Raw genomic sequence first — 22,956 nt, forward strand, 5'->3', positions numbered from 1 at the left:
GGCGGCTTACTCCATTCTAGTTTAAAGCTTAAATAGATCTAGAGATATATGTAAAGGGCCCGTAGCTCAGCATGGACCAGAGCGGCGGCCTCCGGAGCCGTAGGTCGCGGGAGGGTTGAAAGTCCCCGCGAGTTCAAATCCCGCCGGGCCCGCCACGCTCGCCTTGTGGCATTTCCGCCTCAATTAGGCCCTTAAAGATGTGAGGTCTGCGCAATACGCCATAGCCACTCGAATTGGTCGTAGTCAAGCGTTCTTACCCTCATGACGCCTTATCGGTTTTCATATTTGGTATGCGGGTCGACAAAGATACAATTTAGCCGATGTCAATCCGAAAAACAAAACGAGGCCGCGTCAAGCTTATATTATAGTCGTCTCCATCGCCTTGTGAGGTTGTCGTTAATTATAACCATAATCGGCGCAGCCCTCGTGGCGATCGCAGCCGTGCTCTTCTTCTTGGGCGCCCCGGCCAGCTCCCTGAACGTTGCGGTTAACGAGTCCCTGAGCCAGCTAAGCGAGGCTACGTCGCTCGGCCTAGCGCCGAGGGCCAACATAAGCTTCGTGTTCCCACAACCCACTATACTCTTGATAAATTCATCGAGGCCTCCCCAAATAATCCCAGAGTTAAGGATCGTCGAACAAGGCCCGATCATAGCCGTTGCGGTATCGCCGAACGTCACAATCTACGTAGTCAACAACTATAGCGAGCCTATCTATGTCAAATACGCCACAGTTACTATAAGCCCAGCGTTGTCGAATGCCGTGTTTTTCGCCCTGATATCCCTGGGGTTGGGCTTCGTGGGGTTCATCGTGCTAGTAATAGGCGTCGTGCTCTACGCGTTGAAGAAATAATTTTAACTACCAGCGTTCTCTGTGGACTCGTTTAGAGTAGACGTTGTCATGTTGAGGGACGGCGTTCCTATCCTCGATTCTGAGACGGCGCTTCTGCTCGAGCACATAGACGAGACGGGCTCAATCTCGGCAGCTGCCAAGAGGCTGGGCCTCTCGTATTCCAAAGCTTGGACAAAGATCGCCAAGGCCGAGAGGGCTCTCGGCGTAAAGCTCGTGGAGCTCAAGAGGGGCCGCGCAGGAGGCGCGAGGCTGACTGAGGAGGGCAAGCTGTTGCTCTCGCGCTATCTCGAGTTCGTCAACAGAAGGCTAGGCGGCTTAGGGCCCGGCGATTTTTGCGATTTCGTATACGCCGGAAGTTCTGATATATTCATCGAAGAGCTTTTGAGAAGGCTTAAGGAGGAGGGCTTCTGCGTCGAGATCAAATGGGTAGGCTCCATGATGGGCCTCGTCATGACGTCGTTGGGGCTGGCCGATATAGCAGGGATCCACCTCTTGGACCCATCGTCGGGTGAATACAACACCCCCTATTTAGAACGGCTGGGGCTCTCCCAGTCGGTGGTTCTTTATAGAGGATATATGAGGTCCATAGGCTTCGCGTTTCGTCACGACGTCGATTTCAAGGGCCTAGAGGACCTGCTACGTTACCGGCTGATCGCGCGTAATCCCGGCTCCGGAACTCGCATCTTGTTGGAGAGCTTAATCGATAGGCTAGCCGCCAAGACCGGCGCATCGAGGGCGTTTGTAGTGAATAAGATAAGGGGCTACGACACATCGGCGAACACGCATCAAGAGGTCGCCTCGGCGATATTGAGGGGCGACGCCGATGTGGGGCTGACAATAGCGGCTATCGCCGAGCGTTTCGGGCTCGTCTATAGACACATCGCGTTGGAGAGGTTCGACATAGCCGCCAACAAAAACAGCTTAAGAAAGCCAGCCGTGCGCCGCCTACTCGAGTTACTTAAACGTGAGAAGCCCCCCGAGGGCTATACGCCGCTTAGGGGCGCCGGCGAGAGGGTTTTAATATAGGAAATCGGCGAGTTGGGTATGGCCAAGGTGGTGATACATTCAATCCAAGACGGCCCCAACGAAGTGCTCGTCGACGGCAAGCCGGCGGCCTACCTGTGTCGTTGTGGCGGCTCGTCAAGGAAGCCCTATTGCGACGGCACTCACAAGAAGATCAACTTCAAGGCGCCCGAGGCCTACGTGGAGATCTTGTAACAACGTTTTTTAGGGGTAACCGGATAGACTAAGTGCAGATTTTTCTGGCTACTGAGAGCGGGGTCTTCGAGCTGATGCCCACAGGCGGCGCTCACAGGATCTGTTGCCCCGAGCTCCAGGTAGTAGACATCGCGTTATTCGAGGGACATCTATACGTCTGTTCGCCTAAATCGGGCTTGTTCGAGGTCGGCGGAGGTCGCCTCAAGAGGCTGGCCCCCAACCCGTGTTGGCGCTTGATAGTGGCCGATGCCTCTTTGTTAGCCTCCGTGGAGGGCCCTGCGCTTCTCGACGCGCTTTCCGGTTCCAAAATCGCCGACTTCTCAGAGTACGCTGAGAGGCTTCGGTGGAGGTTCTTGGGGGGACCCGCCCATATCGTGGACGTCGCCAACTTCAAGGGGCTTTACGTTGCCGCGGTCGAGGAGGGGAGCCTCCTCGTAGGCGAGGATCTGAGGTCGTTGAGGCCGACGCGTTTTTGGGGGGACCTCCACGCGCTTTTGGCCGATAGGGGGAGGCTCTACATGTCGACGTCTACTGGAATTTATTACACCGACGACTTGGAGAAGTTCAACATGAGCCTCGGCCCCACCGGCTACACGCACGCGATAAGGCGTTGTGGAGGCTATTTGGCCACCCACGAGATATCCGCCAAGCCCCTCTGGATCTCGCCGGATGGGATCTTGTGGCGCAACTTGCCGCTCGAGTTGCCCAAGCCGGCCTATGGCACCACAAACTTGGCTTGCATAGGCTCTAGGGCCATCTACGCGGTGAGACAAGCGTACGTGATAGACATCCCGAGGCTCATAGTAGAGAAGATCGCGTCGGGTATACCCTTGGTGTTAAACGTGATAACTCTCTAGGCCGCACGTAGCTAGATCGGCTAGAGGCCAACGCCTCGACGTCCAGCCACGCTAGAGATGGCCGCCGTATCCGCGTTTCAACACGGCGCGTTGCGTAAAGATTTAAGTAGATGTCGGGTTAATCTCGTGGAGATAGATTCGTTGATAAGAGATGTAGCCAAGGTCCGCCAGTACCTTGATAGGTACTTCTTTAAGTTCTCCGACGAGATAATGGGGGCCCTCATAGCGATAATCAGCAGGGAGAACTACATTATGATAGGGCCGCCCGGCACCGCCAAGACCATGTTAGTGGCCTCGATATCGAAATTACTCAAGGCGCGTTGGTTCTATCGCCTCTTGACTAAGTTCACGGAGCTGGAGGAGATCATAGGCCCTATCGACGTGGTCGAGTTACTGAAGGGGAACGTGAAGAGGATCTACGCCAACTCGATAGTCGAGGCGGACCTCGCGTTGTTAGACGAGATATTCAACGCGTCGAGCGCCATACTCAATACGTTGTTGACCATACTCAACGAGAGGGCAATCTTCGACGGGGGTGTCGTCGTGCCCGTAAAGACGTGGACTGTCTTCGGCGCCTCTAACAGAGTTCCCGACGAGGAGGAGCTACAAGCGCTGTACGACCGCTTCCCGCTGAGGGCTTTCACTAAATACGCATCCCCCGAGGAGACCGAGGATCTCTTGAAGACGGGCCTAGCGTTGAGGCAAGAGTTCGAGCACATGGCCCATCTAATGACCATGGACGATGTGAAGAACTTAAACGAGTACGTCAATAAAATGGTCTACGAGAACAGAGATGCGCTGGTGAAACACATCTCGCCGTTAATAGCGGCATATCTGGACCACGTGGTCATATCCAATAGGACCAGGGTGAAGGTGCCCATATACGTGATGGCCTACTTGACGATCTTAGGCGTAAGGCCCAGCGATCTAGACGCCTCGAGCGTGAGGGCTGCCACTATAAAGGTGTTGAAATACCTGGTACACGACAAGGAGGATCTCAGCGAGTACGAGGCCTTCGTGGCGTCGCATATGCCGGGCAACTTGTCGACGCTTTACGACATGATTAACGAAATAAAGGCGTTGATAGCGAACAACGCGGTGACCATAGCTCGCGAAAAGCTACGGGAGGCCGAAGAGCTCTTGGACAAGGCATATGCCGACCCGACGCTGTATAAGTTCTTCATGACGGAGATGTCCGAGATAAGGAACGCCCTCAATATGCTGAGGAGCCAACTCTAATGGGCGCCCTACTCAACGTAGACTACTCCGACGAGCTGACCAGGCTTAGAGTGCAGGAGATAATACGCTACATCCAAAGGCTCGGATTGCCCATAAAGCTCAACAAGATCTCCTACGAGTACGTGGCAGATTCATTTTACGCCCACTACCGCGTGCCCATACTCTCGCCGGCGCCTCGCAACGAGGACGACGCTTTGTGGTACGTCTTCTTGAAGTCTTACCTCTCCTCCGACCTCTACCAAGAGGTCAGCAAGCTTAGTAAATACAATTACTCGATATCGAGATCGGCCTCTGTTAAGCTTCTAAGGGCCTTCAACAGCCTTATATCGCGCATAGAGCGCGGGACAGTTCAAGGCATGAAGGAGGGCGATGAGAAGAACGTGCAGAGGCTTATGAATAACCAAACACTAAGGCAAGAGATAGCGAACTTGTTGAGGTTCTACATGGGCAACGTGAGGAACCTCGATAGGATAAAGAAGTCGATATCGAAAATACTAGGCGACGATGTTGGCAAGGAGGTCGCCGACCTCCTATTCGATGTAGATATAGACCCTTATAGGGCCAGGCTGGCTAAAATATTGGAGTCGCTGGTTAAGATCTTGAGCAAGGTGGATCCCTACGTCGAGGAGGGCGCCGTGTTCGAGCGCGTAGGCGTGCCCTCAGGCATCAGGAGCATCAGGAGTTTCTCCGACCTCAAGAAGGTGACGAACTTAAGCAAGGCGATATACACAGCATCGCCGACCTTGTTCGCGTATAAGTTGGCCACCAAATCGCTTTCGGTCAAAGACGTCTCGTTGGATGCGAGGGAGAAGATCTACATGTTAGTCGATAAGTCCGGCTCTATGTTCTATTCCGTATACGACGGCTTCGCGATGGACATGACGCAGAAGATAACTTGGGCTACCGCCATGGCGGTAGCCCTCATGAGGCATAGTAGAAAGGTGATATTGAGGTTCTTCGACCAAATGGTATATCCTCCGTTGACTAATATAAAGGATGTAATAAAAGCTCTATTAAGGGTGTTGCCGTTGGGAGGGACCGACATAACGTCGGCTGTGCACACGGCCGTTCTGGACTCTAAAAACGCCGGATTGAGGAACTATAAGCTCGTGATCATCACAGACGGCGAGGACGACTTCGTGAACCCCGAGGTGTTAAGGCAAGCAAAGGCCGCTTTCAAGGACGTCAAGGCGCTCTTGATAGGCGGATCCAACTCCGTGATAGAGTCCGAGATACCCACTATAAGAGTGGATTCCACAGATGTGGAATCTCTTAAATATATTTTGAAAAATATATAAAAAGAAAATCTATATAGAGAAATCTTTTAAATACTCGGTGTATAGCGAAAGCCATGAAGGTAAAGGAGATATTGCGCAGACCGTCCATCACTATACCCGTGACGGCAACTGTGGAGCAAGCTGCTGAGGCCATGGCGAACAACAACGTAGGCCTCTTGGTGATTATAGACCCCAACAACCCCAAAAAGCCCCTGGGGGTAATAAGCGAGAGGGATATAATAAGGGCTATAGCCCGTAAGATCCCCTTGACGATAACAGTCGACAAGGTCGGCACTATGGGGAATTTCATCTGGGCGAAGGAGGACGAGACCGTATATAGGGCCGCGTACCTTATGAGGAAACACCATATAAGGCACTTGGTAGTCTTAGATCAAAATGGGGAGCTAGTCGGCGTATTATCGATAAGAGACCTCATAGCCGAGGACAGGATAATAGAAAGCCTCTCGGCAGAGAGGCGGCCTGCTACAAAAGAATAAATAAGCCCGCTTTTCGACGTTCATGAACAAAAAAGCGGTTCTACTGGCCGCTGCGGCTGTTGTCGTGATCGCGGCGGCGCTGGTTCTCGTGACTCAACGCGCGACGCCCCAGTTCCCCAAGTTCTTGAACTTATCGAATATATCCTATCCCAACGGCGTCTATGTCTACGACGTATATGTAGGCAACTCGACACTACCGTTGACCTATGTGGAGTATAATGGAAGCGTGTTGTTGGCGTCGAGTCGGAACGGAACTACTGCATACCTGTTATTGTCGAGGGAGAGAGTAGCCGAGTATTATAGGACTAACAACAGCACGATTATATTGATCAACTATCCCGATCCTCTCGGGTTCTCTTGTACTAACTTCACGAGTACTCAGATAATTGAGGGCGTGGCGGTCACTGTGGCCAACCGCCTATGTTCAGCCCAGCAGTTCTCCGCGCTCACTAGTTTTCCCCAGATCGCATCGGCCCTCTCGCAAGTACCTCCTCCGCAAGTTCTGGCCCTTAAGGGCGTCGCGTCGACGCCCTTTGGACCAGCCGCCGTCTACACGAACTCCACGACGATGCCATATCTCTTCTACACTATAAACTTTACATATTATATATATTTACTTACTAATAAAGTAATATATAAATATAGTATCTTAATATCAATAGCTCAATATACATATAATGTAACTTATTTACTGAGATCGATGCAACCTCTCAACGCCACATACTTGAGGGCTATCGGGAACCTCTCGAGCAATTTACCCATAAAGGACATGGGAGGCCTCTCCTTGGCCAACGTAGCCGAGAAGATCGGCATGGTCGTATCAAAGGGGCAGCCCACGATCTTGGCATTCTTAGGGCTCAACGACACGTCCTCGGCTAGACTGCTTGTCGAAAACTACACCTTGTTTAACAACGTCGGCTTAATAATCCTAGATCCGCCGAATCAGCCCTTGATATACGCCGAGAGGCTCAGATGCTTGTACTCTAGCCTTCAAAACAAAAGCGCTCTTGTAGATGTGTTAAGGGACTACTACAGAGGTCTACTGAGCAACGCGCCCAACATCGGCTTATTGCCCAATAAGACTTGCCCAGTCCCCATATCGGCGGAAAGCGCTTTGCTCAACTTAGCGTTGCAAGGCATCGGCGCATCGCTCCAGAGCGCACCGTTGCCGGTATTGATAGTCATATACCCTAACGGCACATATACCGCGATAACGGGGTACAACCCCTCTGCATTAAAGGCCGCTTTGGGTAAATGAAATGCAGGGCCTTAGTGACGGACATAGACGGCACATTGACGGTTTCTAGGAACACGTACGAGCTATCGCTCGAGGCCCTCTCAGCGCTCAGAGCCTTGAGGAACGCGGGCGTGAAGGTGGCGATCGCGACAGCTAACGGCCTCGACTACGCCCTATCTATATCTAGGTATATAGGGGTCAGCTCCGTGATCGCCGAGAACGGGTGCATGGTCAACATAGACGGCACCACGTATGAGCTCTGCCGAGAGGTTCGGCGGGAGGAAGTCGTCAAGATAGCCCTCTCCACGGGCTTGGTCAGAGAGAGCGAGCAGAATAGGTGTAGGAAATACGATTTGGCCTTCCAGCCCTTAGCGGATCCCGAGACGGCCATTAGAGCGTTGAGAGCAGCGTTCGGCGACGAGTTCAGCGTGACTTACAGCGGTTATGCTATACATGTGAGGCCTCGGGGAGTCGATAAGGGCACAGGCTTGAGGTTTCTGTGCGATAAATGGGAAATACCCTGCGAGCTGGTGGCAGTGGTGGGCGACAGCGAGGTGGATGTGCCGATGTTGAGGCTTGGGTGGGGCATCGCCGTCGGCAACGCCGACGAGGAGGCCAAAAAGGCCGCGCGTATCACGGTTGAAGCCCCCAGCGGGCTCGGGTTTGCGGAAGCCGTCGAGTTGCTCTTGAGCGGAGTAGCTTGCTCTGAAACATAAGTAATATAATCTTAAAAAATGGAACGTCCGTGAGTTTAGTCGAGGCGGGCATCTTGAGCAGCAACTTTGCCCGGCTCGCTTTAATGAACGCAGCAATAAGGCCGGACCAGAGGCTTGAAAGGCTTTATTCGATCTTGACTAAGCTCGGCTATTTCACGAAGAGGGGTGATATATACGTCAGGACCGGCAAGTTGCCCCCAGAGAGGGGGGATCCGATAGTCGCCAAAGTTATCGACGACATAATAGTGCCCTACTTGCTGGGCAAGCCTATAGACCCGATGCCTTCACTTATTCACTCGTTCACGTACATTTTCCAAGGAATAAGGATAAGGATTGCCGCTGAGCTCCTCCCGTGGGGAGGGCTCACTTTAATAGCCGGCTTTCTACCTTGCGGGTTTTCGTCCGAGCTGTCGGCCCAAGCCGGCAGAGATTTAGTGATCGCCGACGAGTTTCAAGACGTCTTAGACATAGAGGGCGAGAGGCTCTCCATATTACCTACGATGACATCTCCCGCATCGTTTTACTTAGCCCCTGCTACGTTCATAGCACTTGAGCCGTCGATGGATTTCGACTTTATTATGTCCAAGTATGGAAAATTTAACACAATAATAATTTGTCATAGAAGTATTATATTTAATAATTTAAAGAAATTATCTAATGAGATAATATATGTTTATATAAATGGCGTCCTAGGCGAACTCGCCTCACTCCTGAACGAGGCGTTAGGCCTCGGCAAGACGCCGACTTGCAACGACGTAGTGCGCGAGATGGGCGGTAAGGTAGTTCACAAAGACGACGAGTTCTGCGTTATAAGTTCTCAAGTATAGGCCTTATCAGCTCGTTAGGCGGATCCTTTATAGCTGATATATAGTATATTCTATTAGCCCCGACGGCGCGTGCCATCTCGTCGCCCTCAATAAGTGTGCCTATCTCCTCAGCTAAGTCCCTCTTGTTGCCTACTAAGATAACCCTCTTAAAGGGCCTAAGGCCTGTGTCCAGGAGCGTGCTGTGTATATCGGCTATGGCCCTCAACGAGGCCGGGTCGGTGACATCATACATATAGACCATTAAATCTACGTAAAAGGACCACATCCGGCTGAAGTTGAGAGCCACTTCGCGGGCTAATTGTCCCGGAACATCTATTACGTCCATTTCGTAATCGCCGTAGTAGTACCTGTAGATGCCTGGCCTTAAAGTGACGCGGGGCCTCAGGGAGAGGCCCAAAAGCCTATATATATAAGTGGTCTTGCCCACGCCGCCGACGCCGAGCACCGCCCATACTACCTTCTTCACAAATCCTCGAGCAGTCTGTCGACTAATAATTCTAACTCTTTAACTAGGCCCTCGATGCGTTTTATCTCCTCGTAGAGCCGCTCCCCTCGGCCTAGTAATATAGACGCCAATATCTCAACGTCCTTCGCGCTCACAACGGCCCCTCGCGATCGCCTTTCCGACGAGGTATACGACATAGCCGTAGAGAAGTATTAGTGTTGCTGCCACTACATCGCCCACAGTTATGTAGGGTAACGGCCTCGCCCTGAGATACCCCAAGAAGAGCCCTCCGAGGTAGAGGTAAAGTAAGAGGAGCCCGAAGGAGAACAACACCAACGCCAACGCGCCCCTCATATGATCACGGCCAGCGCAGACGTTATAGCGGTGAGGTAGACGAGCGCTTTGAATATCTCGTACTCCCCCATCGGCTTATCGCCTACGAGGAGGCGTACGAGGCTGACCACATTTGAGCCGCAGTTCTGCCTAACCTTACCGTTGACGAGCACTGTGGGCCTCGTTATTCTGTTCCGGCCCCTTATCCCGCCTGCCGAGAACACTATGAGTATTCCGTTGACAATATACGGCATGGAGGCGAAGACGAGCTGGGCTACCATGTCGTATACGGCGGCCAAAGTGGCTATCTCGGCGCCTAGGAAATAGCTGCCGACGTTTCCGTTAAACGCCTTGGCCGGATAGCGATTGTACAAGAAGAGGGCCATGGAGGCCGCTATATGGACTGAGAAGGCGTAGGCCGCCTCGACGTTTCCCCTTATGAGCGCGCCTATGGTCAAGGACGCCGCTATTATGGCGTTGGAGAGGGGCAAGAACCCGTTCACCGGATCCAGCATATTATAGGCGTTTGTCATCACGGGTATGGCCAATACGGCGAGCCAAGAGGGGCTATAAAAGGTGCCCATTAAGGGCAACGTCATGTGTAATTTCACGGCGAAGTAGAGCCCCACGGCTGCCAGTAAGGGGACTATGACTCTCACCGCCTCGTTCACGTCGATTATGTCGTCTAACAGCCCGACTAGCCCGATGAGTAGAACCACGGCGACCACGTACCACAACTTGTTGTCCGACAGCGATAGGAGCAGTAGGCCGAAGACGCCCGCTGCCATTGCTATTAGTCCCCCAGCACGAGGCACGTCGCGCCTTCCTTTATATACGTCTACGGACACCACGCCCTTTCTCTTCAAATACGCCAACCACGGAGGTCCTAGCGCCACTCCTAGGAGAAAGGCCGCTGGAGCCGCCAACAGCTGGAGCATGGAGGAGGGAGGGGGCCGGGTTATAAATAACCCAGAAGCACCGGGAGCACTAACGTCGCGTCTGCCATTATGTGTACCGATTTAGCGCTTCGTTTGACCTTGCCCCAAGAGATAGCCTCTCGGGGCCTCGCGCCGCTGAGAGAGCCGTCGTACTCGGTAGCCGTAGTCACGTAGACCACATAGTCCAGCCCGCCTTTGAACTGCGCCCACCATATCACGTGGTGTTTTGAGATGCCCCCGCCCACTATGAGCGCGGCCAAGCTATGCGCCGCGCCCACCATGTCGCGTAGCTCCTCCTCGTCTTTAAGCACGTCGATAATTATCCGTCTACCCCCCTTCTTGACCCTCTGCACGTCGTTATAGGTGAGTATAGCCGTGCCGACGGCCCCATCTACTATCCCCGGCACAAATATCCTAACTCCGGATCTAGCCGCAGCGCCTAGTATTGATGATTCGGGCATCAGTTTGCCGAAATGTTCGGCGAGCTCGAAGGTGGCTACTCTATCCCTATCTAGGGAGTCGAGCGCCTTGAACACGAACCGCTCTACATAGGGTCCGTATTCCTCCCTCCTCAAGATTAAGTTGCCGAGCCTATGATAGCCCCTCTCGGCCAAATCCACGTCGTCTAGGTCGAAGGAGGCCGGCGAATAACTAGCCCCCTCTGCCTTGGCTATATCGTGGTCTAAGGCTCCTGCCGTGGTCACGACTACGTTGAAGAGTTTTCTACGCAGCGCGTCGGCGATGATCTCTCGAAGCCCCGTGGCGACCAAATTCGCCGTGAACGAGAAGAAGCGCAGATCTGCCTTCTCGATGGCCTCTTTCAAGATATCTGCAGCCTCGGCGACGTGGAGTGCTTGAAAGCCGCCGATTTTTCTATATATTTCTATTATTTCTTTCATCTAATCACTTTTATTCCATCGACGAGACCAGCCTCCATTAATTTCTTGAGTGTATTCCTCACTTCTCTCGGAGTCGTGTTCAACTTCATCGATATGTCCTCTATCGAGTTGTTGCCGTCCACGAGCGACAAGACTTGTCTCATGAAGGGATCCTCCAACGAGGCGTTCTTGCCTGAAGGTATCGGTATCTCCTTGCCGGGGATTTTGTACAAGTAGATTTTATGAGAACGCCACTCCTCGTAGACCTCCTCGACCACCACAGGCCTCCAGCCCGCGACCTCGAAATCATGACTTACAATTCTCGTTCCGGGCCTCAGCTCTTTTTCAAGCTTAGGCCTCAGCCTCTCGTTGACCGACGTGAGGAGATACATAGTGACCACATCGGCATCTGATATATCGGCATCGAAGAAGTTCGCGTTGATTATACGGGCTCTGCCCTCAAGGCCTAAATCCCTTATCTTGGCCATGCTCTGCTCGTATAGATCCTTGCGTATTTCTATACCGTACGCGTATGCGCCGAACTCCTTCGCGGCCATGATCACTATGCGGCCGTCCCCGCTTCCCAGATCGTATAGGACCTCGCCCGGCCTTACCCTGGCCAGCTGGAGCATACGCCTGACCACGACCTCGGGCGTCGGCACGAACGGGACATCGTAGTACATAAAGGTCAGGACAACATCTCCATATAAATCTACCAACGGGATGTCCCAAGGATACGCGTTGGCCATGGGGGTTTCGGGACGAAATTTTTTATATCATGGCCATCTAGGGGCCGTGCCTCATCGTAGCAGACACAAGAGGGGTCGATCATCGTCGACGAGACCTCCGCACCCGACTGCGCCTAGCTGGATACAATATACGCCAGAAGAGGTCGAGCAACTGGTGCTGGAGCTTTATAGAAGGGGGTTCACGCCGTCGCAAATAGGCGTGATATTGAGGGACCAGTACGGCATCCCCCTCGTAAAGGTCATCACGGGCAAGAAAGTGACGAGGATACTCGAAGAACACGGCGTCAAAATGGAGATCCCCGAGGATTTATTGAACTTAATAAGAAGGGCTTTGAGGATACGCCGCCACTTGGAGGAACATCCCAAGGATATGGGCTCGCGTAGAGGGCTTCAGCTAGTCGAGGCGAAGATACATAGACTGATCAAGTACTATAAGAGAGTAGGGAGGCTACCCGCCGATTTCGAGTACTCGCCGGAGAAGCTCTCGCACTTAGCTACGTGATGTGGAGATAGATCAGTTCTTTCTCGATAATATAAATAAAATATTAGAATATCTAGATCAAGATATCCTAAATTTATATATAAAAAGAACTGTTGATGCATTTGTAGGGGGATATTTCTTAATCGAGAAGTTCGCCGATACCGCGCAGCTCAAACTCGTTGAGTGGCCGCCGGAGACCGGCATATGCCTTGGGTTTAAGTGCGACGGCCTCTACATAAGCGAGAACGAGGTGGGCATTGGCGAGTCCTCGTTTAAGCTCGATCCCCCTATGCCGATAAGCTATATAATATATAAATTAACTAAAGTTATAACAAATATATCTAAAAATGATATATTAAAACTATATATAGGTATATATAGCTGGATTGTTGATAATTGTTATAAATGTAATGAACCCGCCGATATACTCAACGAGGTGGAGACGGAGCTGGGCTTCTTCTTGCCCTTCCCCGACAAGCCGCTGGGCGAGGCCCTATCGATGGCCACTCTGCCGTTGTTGCCGGGCGTTTTAGGACGAGGTCTTAACGAGAACAAGCCGCTCAAGCTAGTAGACGCCAAGAGGCTACTAGACGTGTTGGACGAGGCGCTCGGCGCAGTCTACGACTACGGCTTCTATCCGGCCCTAGCCGATAAGGGGATTAGAAGGGCACCTATCGGCGTCGATATAGCTACTAGGGCCATAGAGATAGAGGCGATGCTCGCGGGCTATACTCCGGACGTAGAGGGGGTCTTCCTCTACGTAAAATCGTTGGCGAATGTACTCGACGAAATAACGAAGAATTACAACAAATCTATTATAAATATAAATAATGTATTCTATATATATAAATTAATAAATTATTTACCATTTTTTATGAAACTTAAAAATATCTTAATCCTCAGAGCCGACGTTGGGAAGGGCTTTGTGGCCTCGCTTATAGCGCCGTTGGGGGAGAGCCATAAGTTGAAGAAGGCGGCATCGCAAATTAAGGGCGTCCAGACCGTGAGCTATGAATCCAGCATCTTGGCGTTTGTGCCGAGGGATCTATGGCCGGAGGTAGAGGCGTTGGCGAGATCCTAGTGGAACTCAAGACAGATCTACCTTGCGAAGTCGCGGTTGTTCTCAAACCCGACGACGTGGACTTGCCCCAGGACCTCGAAATACGACATCTCTGTCGCGACGGCAAGTACTCGGTGATCTTGAAAGGCAGACGTGCGCTTGTCGTCAAGAACACGCTCGACGATATTCTGAGGTGCCTTAAGACGATAGCGCCTCTGTGGCGCTGGGCGGATCGCTAACGTATTTATACCCCTAGGTACGCGAGCACGTGGCGGAAAGACAACAAACAGTGGCGCAACAAGAGAAGGTCGCCCTCTCGAAGAGGGACGTATGGGCGTCCAAGAAGTGGTATTCGGTCTACGTTCCGCCATATCTGGGCGGAGCCGTCGTAGCCGAGGTCCCCGCGTCGGAGCCCCAGAAGCTCCTCGGGAGGACCCTCGAGATATCGTTCTTCGATATAACCAAGGACATATCGCATTTGCCCATCAAGATAAAGCTACAGATAAACCGCGTCGACGGGATGAACGCGTATACCCGCTTCAAGGGCCTCGAGCTATCGCGCGACTACGTGAGATCGCTTATAAGGCGGGGGACAAGCAAGGTAGTAGCCTATGTAGACGTCGTCACGCGCGACGGCTGGAAATTGCGCTTCACCATACTGGGGATCACGGCTTCGCGCATATCGACGAGCCGGAACTCCGCGATAAGAAAGACGTTCGTTAACGTGATATCCCAGAAAGCGCCTAACCTCGATATAGGCTCTCTGCTTAAGGAGGTGTTGGAGGGGGCGTTAACGGCCGAGCTCTTCATGGCCGCTAAGAAGATATACCCGATGAGGAAGGTCGAGGTGGCTAAGATAAAGACCCTATCATATCCCAAGCAAGAGGAGATAGCAGAGCTCAAGGAGCTCCCGGCACAACAGGCCGAGCTAAGGTAGGTTGCTCATCGCCTTTTGTATATACTTGTAGACAGTCCCGTGTTTCTTACCCGATATAAGCATTAGGACAGCCTCCTTGGCCACAGAGGCCGCGTAGGTAGGTCCTAGGATTCCCACATGCCTATCGCCTATCACGATCTTGACGCCAGTTAAGGACTCTATTGTGGACTTGGCCCTTCCGCCCTCGCCTATAATCCTCCCCTTGACTCTGGCTAGATGTTGCCTACCCACGTACTCTTTAAGGTCTATGTACTCGAGCCTATAATCCTCGCCCTCGAGCCTTAAGGCATCTTCCGGAGGGAAACCCAGAGCTATCGCGTTAGCCATATCGCGCAGCTTGAGGACCTCATCGACCGTGACGCCCTCGCCGGGCTTTATGATTATGTAAGAGGACACCGGGTCGACCCTTATCTCGGCCTTGTACTTGCCCGCAACTAATTCGGCCCATCTCCTCGCGTTGGGCAACAACTTCCGCTCTACAGGTATCTGCAACACTCCGCGCAAGTAGTCGCTCATGCCGTATGAGATCGTGGTTTATTAAAAAACGAACGCCGTGGATCTAAATTAATATGTTTTGTAGTAAGCGTGGTCTCTATAGATGACATAGACGCGGGGAAGAGGTACAGGACGGAGAAGGACCACGAATACTACGAGACTATGGACGACGTGTTCAACGCTTACACGTGGCGCTCCTTGATGTCTCTTATGAACAAGGGGATCATCGCTGAGCTGCTCGGCCCTGTTGCGCAAGGCAAAGAGGCGCGTATTATCTTAGCAAGGGACAAGAACGGCGTATATGTAGTACTTAAAATATATTACACTACTACATCTACATTTATAAAATCAAGATATAAATATATTTTAGGGGATCCTAGATTTAAAAATAAGAGAATTAAAAAAGATATAATAGATATAGTCGAGGCGTGGTGTAGAAAGGAATATGGGAACCTCTCGGCGGCCTATAAGGCTGGGGTCAAAACGCCTAGGCCCATAGCGCTTGGGGACAGCGTAATCGTCATGGAATTCATAGGCGAGGGGGCCGTCCCAGCCCCTACCTTGAGCGAGGTGGGTCTCGAGGGGCTCGACGATCCTGACGAGATCTTCTGGGAGATCTTGAAGAACGTCGAGAGGTCGTACGTAGTGGCCAAGCTAGTCCACGCGGATTTAAGCGAATTCAATATACTATATCACCGCGACGACATCAGGATAATCGATTGGGGATCTGCCGTGAAGCGGGAGCACCCCTTGGCCCGTGAATTCTTGGCCAGAGACTTGAACAATATATTCAAGTTCTTCGAGGTGGAGCTCGACGGTGCGCGCGTGGCTGAGCTAATAGCCGAGAGGGCCTCTAAGCCCTACGAGGAGGACGAAGAGGGGTGGCTGGTCGTGGACGGGAAAAGGTTATACGAGGAGATAGAAGAGCTCAGCTAACGGCGAGTTTGCGCCCCTCCTCGAAAGCCCTCGAATTCCTCTCGTCGAGCCAATCGACGTATCCATCGAGTCCTAATATCTTAGTCAAGAAGCCTAGGAAGACGGAGTTCTCGTATATAGGATCGCCGAGCTTTACGGCTATGTCGAAGGCGGGGATTAGCCTTGTCCCTTTATAGGACAAGAGCGCTGCGTAGACCTGCTCGGGGTCCATGTACCTCCCCGGTATTTGTATAATCCGTTTATTAACGACTAGCAAGGTCTTATCCTTTATGTACTTAAAAGCGCGTAGCGCTTCGAGGGCCTCCAAGGCGGCCACGTAGTCGGCGTCTGCCTCGGGCACGACAGGCCCATATACCCTTTCGCCGAACCTCACGTGCACCTCCACAGATCCTCCTCTCTGACTTAGGCCGTGCACCTCGGCTATCTTCACGTCGTAACCGGCGGCGAGGGCGGCTCTTCCAATCCACCTCGCCAACGTCATGACGCCCTGGCCCCCCACTCCGACGATCACTATGCTCGTGACCATAGCTCGAGCCATTTGTTGGCCCTCTCGGAATCAGTCGTCTTTATCGCATCGTAGGGGCAGACTTGGGCGCACATGGAGCACCCATTGCAGAGGCTGGGATCTATCCAAGCCTTGCCGTCGGGCAGCCTCGTTATGGCGTAACATTTGAGCACATTATAGCATATACCACACGCTTTACATCTATCGACGACTACGTAATACTTCGGAGGCTTAACCCCAGATCTCCTGGAGACTCTTAGAGCCTCCAAGATACAAGGCCTTCTAGAGACCACCACGACGGGCTCCCCCGACTTAGCGTCCGCGATCGCCTTCTTCGCGATCTCGATGCTCCTCTTGAGGTCGACCGGGTCCATCACGTAGTGCCTCACGCCGACGGCCTCCGCAAGCCTCTCGGCGGGTATCAACTTGCTAGGGCTCGGCTGACCCCCCGTCATGGCGGTGTATCCGTTATCCATGACTACGACGACTATCGGAATCCTCTTCGTCTTGAGGTCGACGAGCTGAGGCAACGCCGCGTGGTAGAACGTCGAATCGCCTATCGTGGCGATCACCAGCTTCTCCTTGTCGGCTATCGCGATGCCCATGCCTAGACCTACGCTGGAACCCATGTGCGTGGCCAAGTCTTGTTGGCCGGTGTTTATGCCCAGCGTATAACATCCTATATCCCCCGACCAAACCGCCTTGTGCCCAGCGGCGGCTAGCTTAAGGGCGTAGAAGGTCCCCATATGGGGACACCCAGGGCATAAATAGGGCGGCCTCGGCGGGGGCTGAACGGGCGGCTTCAAGGGCTCAGGCAACTTAACGCCGAGGTTTAAGGCCTTGGAGAAGCCCTCAATTGTAGACCTCAAGGACAGCTCGCCGGCTTTCGGGAAGAGGCCGTCCAGCTTCCCGCGCGTCCTTACGCCGAGAGCGCGTAGTTGTATCTCAACGACAGGATCCCCCTCCTCGACCACTATCACGTCGCCGCTTATCAGGTCTAACACCTTCCTGGGCAACGGTACTGACATGCCTATCTTAATCACAGTCGCCTTGACGCGAAGCCTCTCGATGGCCTCTACTGCATAGAGATAGCCCGTTCCCGAGGATATCACGGAGATCGGCCCATCTCCCTCTACTGAAATAAAGCGGGTCGCTACGTCGGCTATATGTTCCCATTTCCTCAAGAGGTCCGCGCGCCTCGCCCTAGCGTTCTGAGGCACTAATACATATCTTTCCATATTGCGGGAGAACTTCCCGAACTTAGGCGGAGCTGGAGGCTCCACTTCGACAGGGGCTCTAACGTGGCTCAGCCTCGTGACGCTTCTCAGTATAACCGGGTGCTCCAAGGATTCGCTGAGCAAGAGTCCTTCCTTGGCCATCTTGAAGGCCTCTTGGGGCTCGGAGGGCTCGAGCACGGGTATATAGGACTGGAGCCCATACCATCTGCTGTCTTGTTCGTTCTGCGAGGACCACATGTTAGGGTCGTCGGCTGTGACTATCAGCAAGCCGCCGATGACGCCGGTGTAGGCGGCGCTGTGCAGGGGATCGGCCGCCACATTGAGCCCCACGTGTTTCATGGCCGCCAGCGCTCTCGCGCCGGCCAGAGCAGCGCCATACGCTATCTCGACCGCCGTCTTTTCATTGGCGGCCCACTCCACGAAGCGATCTCTATACTCCCGCAAGGTCTCTATGATTTCAGATGATGGCGTGCCCGGATAGCCCGCGGCCACCGCGACGCCTGCGGACAATGCGCCGTACGCGATGGCCTCGTTGCCCAGGAGCAGGTGTTTCACGTAATAAATAGATATATATAGTTTATAAATTTGTTCCACTGGACGAGGAGGCCCATGCTTATATACCGGTTAAAGAAACCGAAGAGGATGAGGTTCTGTCCAAAGGACGGCACTTTGATGGTGCCCGTGAAGAAGGATGGACACACCGTTCTCAGATGTCCCAAATGCGGCCACGAGGTGAGGCTCACCGAGCGCGACAAGAAAGAGTACAGCGTAAAGACGATAGTATCAGAGGATAAGAAGCGCGGGGTCATGACGGCGGCCGAGGCTAGCGCGGAGATAGACAAGGAGGAGCTCGAGGAGCTAAGGAAGCAGCTCTTGGAGAACCTCCAAGAGGGCGAGGAGGCCGAGGACTAGCGTTTTTAACTTCACGGTTTTCCCTGTGCTGTGAGGATCGCCGTAGTGGATCGGGATTCTTGCGACCCCAAGAAGTGCGGGCAAGAGTGTATAAAGTACTGCCCTGTTAACAAGAACGGAAAGGTGATTTGGTTAGACGAAAAAACGGGGAAGGCCGTTATATCCGAAAAACTATGTATAGGATGCGGTATATGTGTACATAAATGTCCTTTCTCGGCTATAACGATAACGAACCTCCCCGACGAGCTCGAGACGGATTGCGTACATCGCTATTTCCCTGGAGGCTTCAAACTCTATAGACTCCCCCTCTTGAAGAAAGGAAGCATTATAGGCGTGATGGGCAGGAACGCGTTGGGCAAGACTACCATAGCCAGAATACTAGCCGGCGAGCTAATGCCCAATCTATGCAGGGAGGGAGGAGCGGAGCCGGCGGACGTGATAAAGGCTTTTAGAGGCACAGAGCTCCAAGGCTATTTCGCAAATCTCTATGCGAAGAGGACTAGGGTTGTCCATAAGATACAATACATAGAGTTGATACCTATGTATCTGAAGGGCACCGTGAAGGAGGTGGCCGAGAGGGCCAAAATACCGCAAGACTTAATGGAGAGGCTCGACTTATCGAGACTCGCCGACAGGGACATATCGCAACTATCCGGCGGGGAGCTCCAAAGGCTTGCGGTGGCTGCCGCCTTGGCCAAAGACGCCGATATCTACATCTTCGACGAGCCTGCAACTCATCTCGACGTAGTGGAGAGGCTGAAAGTCGCCGAGCTGATCAAGGAGAGAGTCGAGGGCAAATACGCTGTTGTAGTCGAGCACGACTTAACAGTACTGGACTTCTTAGCCGATATAGCCGTGGTGCTTTACGGCAAGCCGGGCGCGTACGGCATAGTTTCGCGGCCTATGGGCGCTAGGGAGGCCGTCAACGAATATCTGAGGGGGTTTTTGGCGCACGAGAACATGCGCATAAGGGATGAGCCTATAAAGTTCGAGCTAAGGCCGCCGGAGCGGCGCGCCTCACGCCAGAGGGCCTTGGCGCAGTGGACCGATCTACTCATATCGCTCGGGCCCTTCAAGTTAAGAGTTAGGGAGGGGTATATAAGCAAGGGGGAAGTCGTCGGCGTCGTGGGGCCTAACGGCATCGGCAAGACTACCTTTGTGAAGGCCCTCGTGGGCGAGATAAAGCCCGTCGAGGGCGAGGTGTACACGGCGCCATCGGTGAGCTATAAACCGCAGTACATAAGGGACATAGCGGTTAAGAACTCCGAGGTCCCCGTAAGGCTTTGGCTGGCCAAGGAGGCCCAAGACTACGCCGACTCGCCGATATGGCCAGACGTATCCTCAGGGCTAGGCCTAGAGGGGGTGCTCGACAAGAAGATGGGCGAGCTATCCGGCGGGGAGCTCCAGAGGGTCGTGGTGGCTGCGGCGTTGCTCAAGAGAGCCGATCTCTACGTGCTCGACGAACCTATGGCGTATCTAGACGTCGAGCAGAGGATATCGGTGGCGAGGACCATAAGGAGGATAATAGAGGAGAGCGAGTCTGCCGCATTGGTGGTGGAGCACGACATAGCCATGTTGGACTATATGTCGAACTCGGTCATGCCGTTCCTCGGAGAGCCCGGCGTCGAGGGTTTCGCCGAGGGCCCCCTAGATATGAGAACCGGCATGAACGCGTTCCTTAAATGGATAGACGTGACCTTCAGGAGAGAGCCCCAAACGGGGAGGCCGAGGGTCAACAAGCCGGGCTCCGTGTTGGATAGGGAGCAGAAGGAGAAGGGCGAATATTACTACGTAGTCTAGAATTTATATCTACGCGGCCTAGCGGACGTGTCCTACATATACGGGTTCCTGCCCCCGATATCGTCGCTGAGGCCTTTCGACGGCATATTGCCGATCAAGCCGCACATAACTATAGTTAGGATAAAGAAGCCCAAAATAGTCTCGCTCGATCTTAGGCCCTTTATGGCCAAGCTGGGCGACGTCGTGTTGTTGCCGAGCAGGAGCAAGCCGAGGTATATAGCATTAGAAGTCGAGCCCTACCACGAGTTCCTCAGATTAAGGAAGGCGCTCGAGGCGCTCTTGGGGGACTACGTCGATGAAAGGCATGGGCAATTCAAGCCGCACCTCACGGTTTACTCCATTAGGCTCAAGAGGCCTACGCCTGACGATCTGGAGCCGGCGCTGAGGGAAGCCTCGACGTTGACCGGCTCTGCGTTCGAGGTGAAGAACATCGCTCTAATCGACGCAACGGGCGGCGAATATAAGCAGATCTACGTCCTCGAGCTCCGATGACCGAGGAAACGCGCAAAGGCGAGGGTTGCCCTCACTCCGATACTATGAGCATCGCCGAGTATATACGCGACGTCTTTGAAAACGCGGGGGAGTTCTTCGACCCAGATCCACATCTAGAGGATAACTTGCTGATCATATTCAAAAACCCGCCGAGAGATCTAGCGAGTTGCCTCGAGAGGTTAGGAATAGATGCACTAGACACCACCGACGAGAGCGGATCCACTAAATACGTAGTCGTCTACGACAAGGCCTCTGTCAAGTTGTTCCTCAAGCTCGTTAAGCCGCCGATTCCGGACGTGGAACCGTTGGCCAAGAAGATCAAGGCCTATGATAGCTGATGTCATAATAGAAGCGCTGAACTACGTCGGCATCGTGGCCTTTGCGGTATCGGGCGCGCTTAAGGCCGGCGAAAAGGACATGGATTTACTCGGCTTCGTGGTGCTCGGCTTCTCTACAGCCCTTGCCGGCGGCATAATCAGGGACGTGTTGTTGGACAGATTACCGCCGGTCAACATAACCTCGATGCCCTATCAATTAACGGCTATATCAGCCGCCGTGGCCACGTTCGTCTTCTATGAGAAAGTGAACAAGTACAGAGACGTGGTGTTGTATCCAGACGCAGTGGGGCTCGGGGCGTTCGCTGCCATCGGAGCCGATATAGCGCTCAGAAGCGGGCTCAACCCGTTGGCGGTTATGGCCATGGCCGCCGTGACCGCGGCCGGCGGCGGCGTCGTGAGGGATATATTAGCCGCCGAGATCCCCCTCGTGCTTCGGCGAGAGGTCTACGCATCGGCAGCGGCCCTGGGGGGAGCGCTTTATATAACCCTCTACCACGCGTTGGGCAGAGAAATAGCCCTACTAGGGACCGCCGTAGCCGTCGCGGCGTTGAGGCTGTTGTCCTTACACTTCGGCTGGGAGCTCCCCAAGATCAAGAGCGCCGGGTAGTCCCCGACCTACACGCCGGCGCATGGCGGAAGCCCCAAGAGCCTCGCTAAATAGCGCGGCGCCACAGCGCCATCTTCTGTCGCGTAGTCCTCGACTACGCACTTGGGCCTTCCCTTAGTGGTTATGACAAAGCCGGCCTCGTGGAGTCTCTGGAGCGGATGAAGCTCCTCCGGCCTGCCGGACGGGGAGTAGGGCACCACGCACATAGTGTCTAGATCTATGACCCTCCTCTCGCCTAAGTTCACGACTAGATAGGCATTGGCCTTAGGGGAAGACGCCAAAGCCCTCCTCGGCGGCATGCCGCGCACGACGCCGTAAAGCGCCGTGCGGGGATTCTCAACGAATACCGCAGCGCCTAGATCGCACGTAGTGCGGCCTATGCCTAACATCAAGGTCCTCTGTAAGGCGAGCAAGTCGACGTAGTCCATCTCGCCGAACATCTCGGCTATACGTAGCAGAAGTTGCCTTTCGCCTATAATGCCTCGTTGGAACTGAAGTATATAAGCATATGTAGCTTCGGCGAGCCTAGCGTTGCCTATGCTCGCCCAGACGGCCACGGCCTTTTCGAGTAGCCCAGGAACCTCCTTGAATATAAGCGAGGAGAGGAAAAGACTAGGCCTCTCGAGGACTCCCTCCAAGGCCTTTTCGTCCGCTACGGGACCCCCATCGGGATGGTCGACATACGCTATCATTTAAACAAGCTATTGCGCCTATCCACTAATTTCTCTAAATCAAGTACTACTTGTATTATTTCATCATAATTTTTAGATTGAATTAATAAGAAAATATTATTTATCTTGTCAAAGATCTCTCCATCAATTTTCTCCAAACGCTCTAAGTCGTAGGGCCTCCCCTTAGGCGATTTTACCTTGACCGATATCATGTTGAGGGCCTTGAGCGCTCTGCCTAAGGCGTCTAGAGCTTCCTCGCCCACCATGAGGCGCCTGATAGCGGCCTCGGCATCTTTCAACGCTTTATATATCCTCTGTCTGATCTCGGGCTCGTCGTCTATATCGTCGTATCCAGGAAACACGTAGAGGTGCGGCATGCCTCCCTTTTCGCGCCCTCTTTTAATGAGTTTTTCTAGAAAAATAT

General features: G+C 53.3%; 31 protein-coding genes and 1 tRNA gene. 21 read left to right on the forward strand and 11 right to left on the reverse strand.

The features are described 5' to 3' along the window. Positions 1-55 precede the first annotated feature (55 nt). The 11 genes from ACZ5PA_RS00790 (at position 56) to ACZ5PA_RS00840 (ending at position 8,717) form a co-directional block, all read left to right on the forward strand. Positions 56-155, forward strand: a tRNA-Arg gene (locus ACZ5PA_RS00790). Between the two features lie 229 nt (positions 156-384). Beyond that, positions 385-849 (forward strand): hypothetical protein, encoded by a 465-nt coding sequence (locus tag ACZ5PA_RS00795; RefSeq protein ID WP_464930393.1) that lies wholly within the window; start codon positions 385-387, stop codon positions 847-849. Positions 850-870: 21 nt separating this feature from the next. Next, on the forward strand, positions 871-1,875 hold the full coding sequence (locus ACZ5PA_RS00800) for a substrate-binding domain-containing protein (RefSeq protein ID WP_464930394.1): 1,005 nt from the start codon (positions 871-873) through the stop codon (positions 1,873-1,875). A gap of 18 nt (positions 1,876-1,893) precedes the next feature. Next, positions 1,894-2,067 carry a CDGSH iron-sulfur domain-containing protein gene (locus ACZ5PA_RS00805; protein ID WP_464930395.1) on the forward strand — a complete coding sequence of 58 codons (174 nt, stop codon included), beginning with the start codon at positions 1,894-1,896 and terminating at the stop codon, positions 2,065-2,067. 32 nt (positions 2,068-2,099) lie between these two features. Continuing rightward, positions 2,100-2,924, forward strand: a complete 825-nt coding sequence (locus ACZ5PA_RS00810) for a hypothetical protein (RefSeq protein ID WP_464930396.1) — start codon at positions 2,100-2,102, stop codon at positions 2,922-2,924. A gap of 126 nt (positions 2,925-3,050) precedes the next feature. Continuing rightward, positions 3,051-4,163, forward strand: a complete 1,113-nt coding sequence (locus ACZ5PA_RS00815; protein WP_464930397.1) for an AAA family ATPase — start codon at positions 3,051-3,053, stop codon at positions 4,161-4,163. Further along, positions 4,163-5,461, forward strand: a complete 1,299-nt coding sequence (locus tag ACZ5PA_RS00820; protein WP_464930398.1) for a vWA domain-containing protein — start codon at positions 4,163-4,165, stop codon at positions 5,459-5,461. The genes ACZ5PA_RS00815 and ACZ5PA_RS00820 overlap by 1 nt, the downstream gene beginning before the upstream one ends. A 53-nt stretch (positions 5,462-5,514) precedes the next feature. Further along, positions 5,515-5,937: a CBS domain-containing protein gene (locus ACZ5PA_RS00825; RefSeq protein ID WP_464930399.1), complete on the forward strand. Its 423-nt coding sequence runs from the start codon at positions 5,515-5,517 to the stop codon at positions 5,935-5,937. A 22-nt stretch (positions 5,938-5,959) separates the two neighbouring features. Then, positions 5,960-7,195, forward strand: coding sequence for a protein-disulfide isomerase (locus ACZ5PA_RS00830; protein ID WP_464930400.1), 1,236 nt, complete (start codon positions 5,960-5,962; stop codon positions 7,193-7,195). After that, the gene (locus ACZ5PA_RS00835) at positions 7,192-7,890 is read left to right on the forward strand and encodes a phosphoglycolate phosphatase (RefSeq protein WP_464930401.1); all 699 of its coding nucleotides are present in this window, start codon (positions 7,192-7,194) and stop codon (positions 7,888-7,890) included. Before ACZ5PA_RS00830 ends, ACZ5PA_RS00835 begins: the two co-directional genes overlap by 4 nt. A gap of 29 nt (positions 7,891-7,919) precedes the next feature. After that, entirely contained in the window at positions 7,920-8,717 is a 798-nt protein-coding gene (locus ACZ5PA_RS00840) for a hypothetical protein (protein ID WP_464930402.1), read from the forward strand. On the opposite strand, the gene ACZ5PA_RS00845 is transcribed toward ACZ5PA_RS00840, so the two are convergent. From ACZ5PA_RS00845 to ACZ5PA_RS00870, 6 genes are read right to left on the reverse strand one after another with little or no spacing between them, the layout of a single operon-like run. After that, entirely contained in the window at positions 8,698-9,183 is a 486-nt protein-coding gene (locus ACZ5PA_RS00845) for a Rab family GTPase (protein ID WP_464930403.1), read from the reverse strand. The genes ACZ5PA_RS00840 and ACZ5PA_RS00845 overlap by 20 nt on opposite strands. Then, positions 9,180-9,317 carry a hypothetical protein gene (locus tag ACZ5PA_RS00850; protein ID WP_464930404.1) on the reverse strand — a complete coding sequence of 46 codons (138 nt, stop codon included), beginning with the start codon at positions 9,315-9,317 and terminating at the stop codon, positions 9,180-9,182. Before ACZ5PA_RS00850 ends, ACZ5PA_RS00845 begins: the two co-directional genes overlap by 4 nt. Further along, complete coding sequence (locus ACZ5PA_RS00855) at positions 9,298-9,516, reverse strand: hypothetical protein (RefSeq protein ID WP_464930405.1); 219 nt, start codon at positions 9,514-9,516, stop codon at positions 9,298-9,300. The genes ACZ5PA_RS00850 and ACZ5PA_RS00855 overlap by 20 nt, the downstream gene beginning before the upstream one ends. After that, positions 9,513-10,433, reverse strand: a complete 921-nt coding sequence (locus ACZ5PA_RS00860) for an MraY family glycosyltransferase (protein ID WP_464930406.1) — start codon at positions 10,431-10,433, stop codon at positions 9,513-9,515. The genes ACZ5PA_RS00855 and ACZ5PA_RS00860 overlap by 4 nt, the downstream gene beginning before the upstream one ends. 20 nt (positions 10,434-10,453) lie before the next feature. Continuing rightward, the gene (locus ACZ5PA_RS00865; protein WP_464930407.1) at positions 10,454-11,332 is read right to left on the reverse strand and encodes a deoxyhypusine synthase; all 879 of its coding nucleotides are present in this window, start codon (positions 11,330-11,332) and stop codon (positions 10,454-10,456) included. Continuing rightward, positions 11,329-12,060, reverse strand: coding sequence for an SAM-dependent methyltransferase (locus ACZ5PA_RS00870; protein ID WP_464930408.1), 732 nt, complete (start codon positions 12,058-12,060; stop codon positions 11,329-11,331). Before ACZ5PA_RS00870 ends, ACZ5PA_RS00865 begins: the two co-directional genes overlap by 4 nt. A gap of 46 nt (positions 12,061-12,106) precedes the next feature. On the opposite strand from ACZ5PA_RS00870, the gene ACZ5PA_RS00875 reads away from it, so the two are divergent. The 4 genes from ACZ5PA_RS00875 (at position 12,107) to ACZ5PA_RS00890 (ending at position 14,538) form a co-directional block, all read left to right on the forward strand. Beyond that, positions 12,107-12,562: a 30S ribosomal protein S15 gene (locus ACZ5PA_RS00875; protein WP_464930409.1), complete on the forward strand. Its 456-nt coding sequence runs from the start codon at positions 12,107-12,109 to the stop codon at positions 12,560-12,562. Between the two features lie 415 nt (positions 12,563-12,977). Then, positions 12,978-13,622, forward strand: coding sequence for a hypothetical protein (locus ACZ5PA_RS00880; RefSeq protein WP_464930410.1), 645 nt, complete (start codon positions 12,978-12,980; stop codon positions 13,620-13,622). Beyond that, on the forward strand, positions 13,589-13,840 hold the full coding sequence (locus ACZ5PA_RS00885) for a KEOPS complex subunit Pcc1 (RefSeq protein ID WP_464930411.1): 252 nt from the start codon (positions 13,589-13,591) through the stop codon (positions 13,838-13,840). The genes ACZ5PA_RS00880 and ACZ5PA_RS00885 overlap by 34 nt, the downstream gene beginning before the upstream one ends. A gap of 29 nt (positions 13,841-13,869) precedes the next feature. Continuing rightward, entirely contained in the window at positions 13,870-14,538 is a 669-nt protein-coding gene (locus tag ACZ5PA_RS00890; RefSeq protein ID WP_464930412.1) for a 30S ribosomal protein S3ae, read from the forward strand. On the opposite strand, the gene ACZ5PA_RS00895 is transcribed toward ACZ5PA_RS00890, so the two are convergent. Then, the gene (locus ACZ5PA_RS00895) at positions 14,530-15,054 is read right to left on the reverse strand and encodes a KH domain-containing protein (protein WP_464930413.1); all 525 of its coding nucleotides are present in this window, start codon (positions 15,052-15,054) and stop codon (positions 14,530-14,532) included. The two genes, ACZ5PA_RS00890 and ACZ5PA_RS00895, sit on opposite strands and share 9 nt — an antisense overlap. A 69-nt stretch (positions 15,055-15,123) precedes the next feature. On the opposite strand from ACZ5PA_RS00895, the gene ACZ5PA_RS00900 reads away from it, so the two are divergent. Next, on the forward strand, positions 15,124-15,969 hold the full coding sequence (locus tag ACZ5PA_RS00900) for a serine protein kinase RIO (protein ID WP_464930414.1): 846 nt from the start codon (positions 15,124-15,126) through the stop codon (positions 15,967-15,969). Here ACZ5PA_RS00900 and ACZ5PA_RS00905 read toward each other — a convergent pair. Next, the gene (locus tag ACZ5PA_RS00905; protein ID WP_464930415.1) at positions 15,962-16,495 is read right to left on the reverse strand and encodes an indolepyruvate oxidoreductase subunit beta; all 534 of its coding nucleotides are present in this window, start codon (positions 16,493-16,495) and stop codon (positions 15,962-15,964) included. The two genes, ACZ5PA_RS00900 and ACZ5PA_RS00905, sit on opposite strands and share 8 nt — an antisense overlap. Beyond that, positions 16,480-18,267: a thiamine pyrophosphate-dependent enzyme gene (locus ACZ5PA_RS00910; RefSeq protein ID WP_464930416.1), complete on the reverse strand. Its 1,788-nt coding sequence runs from the start codon at positions 18,265-18,267 to the stop codon at positions 16,480-16,482. The genes ACZ5PA_RS00905 and ACZ5PA_RS00910 overlap by 16 nt, the downstream gene beginning before the upstream one ends. Before the next feature lie 87 nt (positions 18,268-18,354). Between ACZ5PA_RS00910 and ACZ5PA_RS00915 the strand changes: the two genes are divergently transcribed. From ACZ5PA_RS00915 to ACZ5PA_RS00935, 5 genes are all read left to right on the forward strand, one after another. Then, the gene (locus ACZ5PA_RS00915) at positions 18,355-18,624 is read left to right on the forward strand and encodes a DNA-directed RNA polymerase (protein WP_464930417.1); all 270 of its coding nucleotides are present in this window, start codon (positions 18,355-18,357) and stop codon (positions 18,622-18,624) included. A gap of 90 nt (positions 18,625-18,714) precedes the next feature. Beyond that, positions 18,715-20,424 (forward strand): ribosome biogenesis/translation initiation ATPase RLI, encoded by a 1,710-nt coding sequence (locus ACZ5PA_RS00920; protein ID WP_464931255.1) that lies wholly within the window; start codon positions 18,715-18,717, stop codon positions 20,422-20,424. 27 nt (positions 20,425-20,451) lie between these two features. After that, positions 20,452-20,916: a 2'-5' RNA ligase family protein gene (locus tag ACZ5PA_RS00925; RefSeq protein WP_464930418.1), complete on the forward strand. Its 465-nt coding sequence runs from the start codon at positions 20,452-20,454 to the stop codon at positions 20,914-20,916. Continuing rightward, the gene (locus ACZ5PA_RS00930) at positions 20,913-21,254 is read left to right on the forward strand and encodes a hypothetical protein (RefSeq protein ID WP_464930419.1); all 342 of its coding nucleotides are present in this window, start codon (positions 20,913-20,915) and stop codon (positions 21,252-21,254) included. Before ACZ5PA_RS00925 ends, ACZ5PA_RS00930 begins: the two co-directional genes overlap by 4 nt. Beyond that, on the forward strand, positions 21,244-21,861 hold the full coding sequence (locus ACZ5PA_RS00935) for a trimeric intracellular cation channel family protein (protein ID WP_464930420.1): 618 nt from the start codon (positions 21,244-21,246) through the stop codon (positions 21,859-21,861). Before ACZ5PA_RS00930 ends, ACZ5PA_RS00935 begins: the two co-directional genes overlap by 11 nt. Before the next feature lie 8 nt (positions 21,862-21,869). On the opposite strand, the gene ACZ5PA_RS00940 is transcribed toward ACZ5PA_RS00935, so the two are convergent. Beyond that, positions 21,870-22,553, reverse strand: a complete 684-nt coding sequence (locus tag ACZ5PA_RS00940; protein ID WP_464930421.1) for a hypothetical protein — start codon at positions 22,551-22,553, stop codon at positions 21,870-21,872. Next, a complete protein-coding gene (locus ACZ5PA_RS00945) occupies positions 22,550-22,909 on the reverse strand; it encodes a hypothetical protein (RefSeq protein WP_464930422.1) in 360 nt (119 codons plus the stop codon). The genes ACZ5PA_RS00940 and ACZ5PA_RS00945 overlap by 4 nt, the downstream gene beginning before the upstream one ends. Positions 22,910-22,956: the final 47 nt, after the last annotated feature.

The organism is Thermoproteus thermophilus, from assembly GCF_055392855.1.

What these genes read in the sequence shown, in the direction of transcription:
- ACZ5PA_RS00835 (WP_464930401.1), top strand. Translation starts at nt 7,192, where the DNA reads ATGAAATGCAGGGCCTTAGTGACGGACATAGACGGCACATTGACGGTT.
- ACZ5PA_RS00885 (WP_464930411.1), top strand. Translation starts at nt 13,589, where the DNA reads ATGGCCGGAGGTAGAGGCGTTGGCGAGATCCTAGTGGAACTCAAGACA.
- ACZ5PA_RS00935 (WP_464930420.1), top strand. Translation starts at nt 21,244, where the DNA reads ATGATAGCTGATGTCATAATAGAAGCGCTGAACTACGTCGGCATCGTG.
- ACZ5PA_RS00905 (WP_464930415.1), bottom strand. Translation starts at nt 16,495, where the DNA reads ATGGTCACGAGCATAGTGATCGTCGGAGTGGGGGGCCAGGGCGTCATG.
- ACZ5PA_RS00915 (WP_464930417.1), top strand. Translation starts at nt 18,355, where the DNA reads ATGAGGTTCTGTCCAAAGGACGGCACTTTGATGGTGCCCGTGAAGAAG.
- ACZ5PA_RS00805 (WP_464930395.1), top strand. Translation starts at nt 1,894, where the DNA reads ATGGCCAAGGTGGTGATACATTCAATCCAAGACGGCCCCAACGAAGTG.
- ACZ5PA_RS00940 (WP_464930421.1), bottom strand. Translation starts at nt 22,553, where the DNA reads ATGATAGCGTATGTCGACCATCCCGATGGGGGTCCCGTAGCGGACGAA.
- ACZ5PA_RS00820 (WP_464930398.1), top strand. Translation starts at nt 4,163, where the DNA reads ATGGGCGCCCTACTCAACGTAGACTACTCCGACGAGCTGACCAGGCTT.
- ACZ5PA_RS00825 (WP_464930399.1), top strand. Translation starts at nt 5,515, where the DNA reads ATGAAGGTAAAGGAGATATTGCGCAGACCGTCCATCACTATACCCGTG.
- ACZ5PA_RS00895 (WP_464930413.1), bottom strand. Translation starts at nt 15,054, where the DNA reads ATGAGCGACTACTTGCGCGGAGTGTTGCAGATACCTGTAGAGCGGAAG.
- ACZ5PA_RS00855 (WP_464930405.1), bottom strand. Translation starts at nt 9,516, where the DNA reads ATGAGGGGCGCGTTGGCGTTGGTGTTGTTCTCCTTCGGGCTCCTCTTA.
- ACZ5PA_RS00860 (WP_464930406.1), bottom strand. Translation starts at nt 10,433, where the DNA reads ATGCTCCAGCTGTTGGCGGCTCCAGCGGCCTTTCTCCTAGGAGTGGCG.
- ACZ5PA_RS00930 (WP_464930419.1), top strand. Translation starts at nt 20,913, where the DNA reads ATGACCGAGGAAACGCGCAAAGGCGAGGGTTGCCCTCACTCCGATACT.
- ACZ5PA_RS00830 (WP_464930400.1), top strand. Translation starts at nt 5,960, where the DNA reads ATGAACAAAAAAGCGGTTCTACTGGCCGCTGCGGCTGTTGTCGTGATC.
- ACZ5PA_RS00870 (WP_464930408.1), bottom strand. Translation starts at nt 12,060, where the DNA reads ATGGCCAACGCGTATCCTTGGGACATCCCGTTGGTAGATTTATATGGA.
- ACZ5PA_RS00945 (WP_464930422.1), bottom strand. Translation starts at nt 22,909, where the DNA reads ATGCCGCACCTCTACGTGTTTCCTGGATACGACGATATAGACGACGAG.
- ACZ5PA_RS00865 (WP_464930407.1), bottom strand. Translation starts at nt 11,332, where the DNA reads ATGAAAGAAATAATAGAAATATATAGAAAAATCGGCGGCTTTCAAGCA.